Source organism: Endozoicomonas sp. ALC013, from assembly GCF_049310205.1.
Classification (GTDB): domain Bacteria; phylum Pseudomonadota; class Gammaproteobacteria; order Pseudomonadales; family Endozoicomonadaceae; genus Endozoicomonas.
The window spans coordinates 1-7,813 of record NZ_JBLYNS010000183.1 but is presented as its reverse complement, the minus strand read 5'-3'; the positions used below and the strand labels follow the sequence as shown (position 1 = coordinate 7,813).

4 protein-coding genes are annotated in these 7,813 nt (G+C 51.8%); 1 reads left to right on the top strand and 3 read right to left on the bottom strand.

The genetic code is table 11. The features are described 5' to 3' along the window. Positions 1-354: 354 nt before the first annotated feature. Positions 355-762: an NINE protein gene (locus tag ACO6V1_RS21320; protein ID WP_422468418.1), complete on the bottom strand. Its 408-nt coding sequence runs from the start codon at positions 760-762 to the stop codon at positions 355-357. 477 nt (positions 763-1,239) lie between these two features. Here ACO6V1_RS21320 and ACO6V1_RS21315 point away from each other — a divergent pair, with 477 nt between their 5' ends. Then, positions 1,240-1,404, top strand: coding sequence for a hypothetical protein (locus ACO6V1_RS21315; RefSeq protein WP_422450698.1), 165 nt, complete (start codon positions 1,240-1,242; stop codon positions 1,402-1,404). On the opposite strand, the gene ACO6V1_RS21310 is transcribed toward ACO6V1_RS21315, so the two are convergent. Both ACO6V1_RS21310 and ACO6V1_RS21305 read right to left on the bottom strand, forming a co-directional pair. Beyond that, the gene (locus tag ACO6V1_RS21310) at positions 1,398-4,604 is read right to left on the bottom strand and encodes an LPD38 domain-containing protein (protein WP_422468415.1); all 3,207 of its coding nucleotides are present in this window, start codon (positions 4,602-4,604) and stop codon (positions 1,398-1,400) included. The genes ACO6V1_RS21315 and ACO6V1_RS21310 overlap by 7 nt on opposite strands. 421 nt (positions 4,605-5,025) lie before the next feature. Next, the coding region (locus ACO6V1_RS21305; RefSeq protein ID WP_422468413.1) for a hypothetical protein at positions 5,026-7,813 on the bottom strand (2,788 nt) is incomplete at its 5' end.

Below are 7,813 nucleotides of genomic sequence, written 5' to 3'. Positions count from 1 at the left end.
CTACCTATAATGGTTGGAAATCAGTACTGTAGATTTGCTATACGCACCAGCCGATACTCCCATACAGCGCGACTTACACAGCGCTCTGCATTTTAAAGGCTATATCTTCTGATTCGTATTTTGTAATTCGTATATTTTTCGGTCAAGCAACCCATGTGATTAAAGATTGCTTTATTTTTATTCAAAACAACAGGTTAACCATTCAGTTGATTTTCTGCATATACGAACTAATTTTTACTGTACAAAATCACAGCATCAAGCAAGGGAAACTTGGGTCGAGTCTTGAATCTTGAACGAATCCAAGGTTAAAAACCTGCCTCTAAATTCTTGCCCTAAAATTTTCAACCCACTTTTTCAGTTTTCTGATGCAGAACTATTCGCACTGTTTTTAATCGAGATCTGGTCGTTTAACGTCCAAAAATCGTAAATAACACCAAGGCCAACAAAACCAAAGGTAAACAGATACAAAATTCCCGATATCCATTTCCCCAGGTACATACGGTGAACGCCAAATACACCAAGGAATGCCAGCAATATCCATGTAACAGAGTAATCATACTGGCCACTATGGAAACGAAAATCCGCTTCCCGATCCATGGCCGGGATAAGGAAAAGATCGATCAGCCAGCCAATGCCAAAGAGACCAAGGGTGAACAACCAAATAGTCCCTGTTACCGGTTTGCCATAATAAAAGCGGTGGGCGCCAAGAAAACCGAAAATCCAAAGTACATAACCGATAACTTTACTATGGGTGTCGTTCATTTTAATTACCTGAACCATTGGGAAAACGATGGGGTCTTGGTTTTTACACACTACATTTTCTTGACCAGAAACAATCGGCTTTATGCTTGTCCTACCCAATGCCTTAAATCAAAAAAACATTGCAACACTTTCCTGATCCGCAACTACGCTACCGCCCACCCAGACATTTTCAGGAATAGTCGGGTAACGCCTTTTTTGAACGACACTCAATGTCTAGTTGCATAGGCATAAAATAGTACCATCGAACAGTTTACAGTGGTATTTGTTTGGCAGGATGCAGCCGATGCCCATATTTTACACTTCTTACACGGCCAATAATTACAATTACAATAAATGGACGTATATTACCCACTTTCACCACCAAAATAACGTAATCATCTGATTTTGAACCATATATTCTATTCGAATATATGGTTGGCACGATATTTAATCGTTTAAAATCAAAATGTTACCAAGGGGTGGTGAAGGTCGGATATTATGAACAAAAGGAACATTTGGCTCGCCAAGGTCTCTCAGCTGGTTTCTCTCCTCTTTCATGTTCTGCAGCTCTCACGGGATGAGTCTGAGGCGGTGATGACCTCCGTCAAAGGTACTCGCGATCAGGCATCCGAAGAGCAGGAGAAAAAACAGGCTGATCAGTGAAAGGGTTGCTGGTAACGCTTTACCGCATTCATTGATAACTGGTTGATCCGCTCGTGCAGAGTATTCAGTTGTTGCCGTTTAGTTTCAGAGTTCATCGACCGGTCTTCCATCACCCGGCGCACTTCTTTTCTCAGCTTGTTTATCTCCCGACTCGCCTTCTGGAGTCCTGCCTTATGCTTCAGCTTTGCGGCGGCAGACTGCTCCTGATCTTTGGCTCGTTGGACTTTGCCGGATTCCTGGTAGCGTTTGATGCTGTTGGCGATCTCGTTAATGTCCACCGTCATCTCGTGCAGTTCATCGGTGTAACGGTTACGGTTGGTCACCTTGTCTCGCACAAAGCTGCCCAGTAATGGGTTGTCTTGCAGAGTGGGTGTTGGTTTGTCGGCGGCACCCGTTGCTTTTCGGGTCATGGCATCGGCGGCCATCAGGGTATAACTGCCCAGCGACCCGAAATAGCCCCTGATCAGATGCTCCAGCTTTTTGGGGGAACGCATCCAGTCCGGCGCTTCTTCTGGTATCCACTGCACCAGCTCTTTCAGGGTGTCGCTGGTGTAAGGATCGTACTGTGCCTCTGGCTTCAGGTCCTGCAAGCGCATGGGGAGAATGGGCCGGTCACGGAAGCGGTCCCGGTTTTCGGACACTTCCCAGATTGGCTTGATGATTTGCGGGATGGGGTCAAGATTAAAGATATTCATCACCAGCCCGTACATCATATCCCTGGTCCACTTCATATCCTCATGGCCATCCAGGCTCTGGGTGATAATCTCCGGCAGGGTGGCAAAGATGGCGCCCACTTCGAAGGGCTTGGGTATCCGGTAATGGCCCTCCTTGCCTTCTCCGATCCAGAAGTGGTGATACCCCAGCTTGTCATCATTGGTCAGTTCTTTGTATCGGTCATCGTCCTCGTAGTGTTTCATCAATGCCCAGGCGGCCATGCCGTAAAGGAGGCCACGGAAAATCACCGAACCGGAAAAGGACGACAAATCCCAGGTATTACCCGGCTTGATGCCCCGCCACAGCCGGTTAACTCCCCGCCACAGCCGGTTAACTCCCTGCAACAGAGAGTTAAAAAACGGAATGGAGTTCACCATAAACCGGATCAATGGCCACTGGCCGCTGCGGGTGAAGTTCAATACATCCAGAGACTGGAAGGCTGCTTCGGCAGTGGAACCGCCCTGTTCGATGGCACGCTCATAGACGTGCAACCGGTTGGCGTTTTCAAAACGGGAACCGAACCCTTTCCACAAATCCCACAACTGTCCGGGGCGGTTAATGATTCGCTTCCGCTCTTCCGGTGACAGTTTTTTGCGGACATTATCCGAATTGATGGTGTAATAGCCGCTGCCGCTCATGCCGCCACCCATGGCCAGCGCCCAACGGGTTTCATCTTCCTTTAATGACTTTCGGAAACCTCTGACCGCACCGGCCACCGGATTCAGCTTCAATGGTTTGTCGTTTACCTCCGGGGCAATATGCACCGCCGTGGACAGGGTATCCCTGAACAGGTTGCGCAGCCAAAAATCCGGCAGTGAGGTTACCCCTGTGGTGAGCACCTTGCGAGGGAAACCAATCAGCTTCTCAAAGGCGTTATGGGCCGGTGCGCCCAGATCCTGAATGGCTGCATACAGCAGTGGGTCTTTGGTCTGATAATATTCCAGCTTACCGTTGACCGAAACGCTGACCACGCCATTGCCCGGCTCCACATAGGCGCTTAACAGGGCCTTCCAGCGACGCATTTGGGTCGGTGTCAGGTTGGTATCCAGCTCCATATCCCGCAGTCGTTCAACCACTTCCTGATCGGACATGGTGAAGGCAGCTTCCACCTTATCCAGTGCACCCAGGCGCACCCCATCCTCCACAATGCGCTGTTGGGCAATGTTCTTGAAAGCGGCATCGATCATCGCCCGGGTATTGCGAACCATCGCTTCCAGTGGTGCGATTTTTTCCACACCTCCGGTGAGTTTCCGGATGCCTGACTTCTGGCCGGATAATCCTCTTTTGATGCGACCTCCATCCTGCTCCTTCGCTTCCAGGTCATGTACCCGATGGAAGGGCAGGTAGTCGTCGGTTTCAAACAGTTTGCGAACGTCCTTATCCAGCAGACCGGAAGCCTCCATAAAGTCCAGCAGGTCTTTATTGTGGGCCTGATAGCTGTCTTTTACTTTATTGAACCGGGCTTTCAACTGCGGCTGGGTGTCTACCCAGTTCTGGATGGTGTTTATCTTCTGTTCGTCGTACAGATTCTCGCTGCTCTGCTGATTCAGATCCTTACCCAGTTTCAGGTCTTTCTCCATCTGCTTGCGATCACGGTTCCAGGCAGAGCGCCCTCCTTGATACTCATCTGGAGCAATGGCATCCAGAGTCTCTTTCATGGCCTGCCCCCGGACCAGCAACTGATTGCCTTTGGCTCTGGCGGCCTTGTCTTCATCGATAATCCGCCTCGCCCGGATACTGCCTGCCCAGACCTCCTGGGTTTCCAGTTCGCCCCGCTCGGCCACCGGGGTAAACACCTCCACAATCCCCTGGCTGTTGGGCTTTATTATCACACTGCCGTCTTTCAGCATCGGCGTGCCTTTAAACAGCACCGCTTCTGTGACACTGTCCGAGTTCCGGCTCAGGTACGCTGCTTTGCTGGCGGACAGGGCAGCATCCAGCAACTTGCCATCATTCAACTGTTTTTCATTGTGCTCAACAATGGCAAAACGGTTCAATATTCCCTGATTGGCTTCTACCTGCCACCGCTGGATATGTTCAACCAGGGTGCGGGAATCCCACTGCTCTTTTAGCCGGTCCAGCTTACTTTTTGGATTGATACCGCCATGGATATCTTTGATCACTGACAGCACATCGTCGGGTATATCTTTCAGGGCATAGCGGGGGGAGTTGTCGGGCTTCTGATCTTTTTGTCCCAGTCGCGCTCCCAGCGCTTGGTGGGATTTCCCCCATCCCTGGGGGTCATCTTTCAGGGAAAAGAGCGGCTGGCCATCCTTCAGTACCGAGTCGCGCATTTTGTCGGTGACGGTCACGGACCACACCTTGTCCTGCTTATTATCATAGGGATACTTTTCCTGATGGAACGCCATCTCAATGGGTTCCAGCTTCGCACCCCATTTCCTGGTGTATTTCTTCATGTAATTGGCAAGGCGCTTGTCGTAGAACTCACGCATACCCTTGCCATCCTTACCCACCACTTCATTCATACCTTCCAGGGTGAACTCTTCGCTATGCTCGGCAAATACCGTCTGATCAATCTGGTGAATCGCCTCAGCTTCGGAGTTGAAATACAGAAACTCATCATCCTGGGTGTATAGGGCATCGCCATTGGCAGCCCGAAGAAACCAGCGTTTCTGCTCATCGTCAACATCCTGCTCTGCTAACCACTGGCTGCGCTCCTGTTTCAGCGTTTCATAAACGTCTCTGGTTTTTTCCCGGGCCTGCTCCGCCAGACGATGCCCGATATAAGTAGTTAACCAAATGAAATCATATATTTCTGACTAAGTGGGCAGTCACTCTGCGGCGTTGCAACTCCGGTCACATAGCTACGGCTATGCTCCCTACGTTGCGCCTTGCATAGTAACTGCCCACTTAGCCAGAAATATACGATTCCATTTGGCCAACTACTTAGTCTGCCAGTGACGACTCGGGTGCCACCATACTGCGGGTGACTCCATTGCGGTCTTTAGCTTCCAGCTCAAAACCTTGCACGACGCCTTCTTTATTCAGCCGGGGATATACCCGCAATTCCCGAACCACCTGACCCAGACCGGGATACCGTTCCACCTGTTGCATGGCACTTGTCCAGGCGATCCGGTCAAAGCCTTGTTCAGCAGCATGGCGGATCATCCGTTTCATAATCAGGTTGGGCCAGTTCTCTTTCAGCGGAGCGTCGGGCACCATACGGTGAATATTGGGTGCCTTGCCGCTATGGAGAGACTGGAGTTCTTGCTCCAGCGCTTTCAGTTCATCCAGTAACCGGGCCTTGTGATGGGTCAGTTCCTCAATGGTGCTGATGGTCTGATCGATTTCGGTTTGCAGTGTTTCCCTGAGTTCTTCATCACCCCAGTCATTCCAGCCTTCTTCATCCGACAGCCGTTCGTACAGTTCATCCCGTTTGTCTTTGGCCTGGTAAAGCCGGGTGACCACGGCCTGTTCTTCATCGGTCTTTTTGGCCTTCTCTTTTTTCAATTCTGCGATCCGGTTCCCATGTTGCTCATGTTGCCTCGCAGCTTCCGGAGTCTGATAGCCGATAGCCCGCCCGTCCTGATGCCAGTCGCTTTGCACCTCATCAATAAACAGGATCTTCTCGTTTCGCCCATGAATATTTTGATTAAACGACTGAAATCGTACATGAGCCAGCGGGTTCCGGTTTCTCTGGTCAGGGTCTGAGGGAATAATCGTGCGGTTGTCTTCCAGGGTAAGAATCAGTTCGGAGTAGTCTTCGCCACCGGCCATGGTGTACTCCCGGTAACGGACACCGGCCTCATCACGAAGCTCAGCCTCCAGATCATCCCGGGCATCACTTTCCCGCTCATCTTCCCAGACGGCCAGTGCCGCTTCTTCTTTTTCCTGATAGCTGACGTGATCGGTGACCAGCTCTTTGCTGTCGGTATTTTCGAGGCTGTTATTGGCTCTCCAGGTGGCTTCTTCATGGAGAGCAGACTTAATCAGATTGCCGTCCTCATCCAGCAGGCTTTCTATCTCATGGTCGTCCAGGGCTTCGTGCTCGTAGCGATCTTTCAGTTCGTCATAGTTGTATTCATATTCGCTGTCCCATAGCTCCTCCCTGGCAGTGTTCAGGGCGTTTTCTATTTCATCCAGATGGTAACCGTGCTCATAATCGCCGATACGCTCATTAATAAACCGTCGACGCATATCATCCAGACGCTCTTCCAGCTCTTCTTCATTGGCTGCGGTATTTGAAGTCGCCAGGTCTTCTGCGATGCTGACCTCATTCTCGCGGATAAACGACAGTACATCAGATTTGCTGAGCTTTTCTCCTTGCTTGCTATCGAGCCATAGATCCAGACCCAGCCATCTGATCTCCTCATCCTGGACAAAGTCGCCTTTCTTGATGGCATTCAGCCAGCTCTGGGCAGGCAGCTTGTCCGACTTCACTGCGGCGGCACTGCGCTCTACGGCAGAGTAAAAAGTGGGCGCACGGCCAGCATCGTTATAGCGATTACCTTTCGGACCGTTGGGATTAAAGCTGCCATTACGCTTCAGATGCCCACGGGCCGCACTGAGCAGCTCCACTGCATCGGCATCGGTCCACTTGATGTTGGGGAACGACCGGCGCAGGGCATTGCGGATCATGCTGACCACTTTGGTCAACAGGCCGTTCTTCGGATCTTTCTCCGCCAGGTGTGCCAGGTATTCCTCGGCAACGATCCGGTTGGCTTCTGCCTCGCTCTTGCCTTCCATCTGCCGGGCATAGCGTTTGGCCAGTGCCTGCTTCAGCCGGTCGCTCATATCCCGGTGGATTTCATCAAGCACGGTATCCAGCCGCTTGCCCAGCAGACCACGGACGCCTTTATGGCCTACCAGTTCATGGAGGATGGTACGGGTTGCCTCGCCCACATTGTCCAGGTTGGCAGCGATCAGGTAGGTGTCGCCCGTGTCCGGGTCAAACAGGCCCCGCACCCGGCCTTGTGCCTTGTCGCTGATGACTTTCTGGTAAAGGTGTGAGGGCAGTTCGGTTTCAGACTGCAATACATGAATGGCCTGACCCAGTTTCTGCTCCAGCGGCTTCAGCTTCAGCCGCAGGGGACCGGACTGGATGCCTTTGGCGTTGGTGTCTTTGCGCAGGGCGTAGAAGGAGCCTCCCTCGTTCAGGTCGGGGAAGCCTTGTTCAGCGGCTGACTGGTAATCACCCTCCTTGCCGGTAAAGTGATCCAGCACATTAATCCGGTCGCCCCGGTTGAAAAAGTTGATCAGGTTCCGGGTGCCTTTCATGGCCAGTGGTGAACCACTGCTTTTCAGGATGACCGACGAACTGTTGGTGCTGTCCAGTGCCGTCATAATCCGGGCAGCCGCAGGATTGTCCGTGGGGTGTCGCAGGGTCTTCAGGTTGCTGTCCGACAATGGCAGGACGCCGGTGACATTGTATTTGCTGTCCAGCAACACCACGGCATTGCGACTGATCGTATCCAGAAAGGGGCGCACCGTTTCCGGTGAGCTGAAATTGATGTGAGGCCGGTTAAAGCGCAGTCGCCGTTCGGTAATCGGGAATGCTTTATTGCGCGCCATGCGCTTAGGTGCCACCGTTTCCGCCTGCACCGTGCCATCGGCATCCATAATCCTGGCATGGCCGGTGATACCCACCACAGCATGACCCATATTCACTACGCCACTGCCGTCCAGCACCTCGTTCAGGCTGTGGGTAATATGCACATCGGAGGTACTGGGCTCA

Excerpts from the sequence above, each read along its gene's own strand:
- ACO6V1_RS21320 (WP_422468418.1), bottom strand. The coding sequence starts at position 762 with ATGAACGACACCCATAGTAAAGTTATCGGTTATGTACTTTGGATTTTC.
- ACO6V1_RS21315 (WP_422450698.1), top strand. The coding sequence starts at position 1,240 with ATGAACAAAAGGAACATTTGGCTCGCCAAGGTCTCTCAGCTGGTTTCT.
- ACO6V1_RS21310 (WP_422468415.1), bottom strand. The coding sequence starts at position 4,604 with ATGAATGAAGTGGTGGGTAAGGATGGCAAGGGTATGCGTGAGTTCTAC.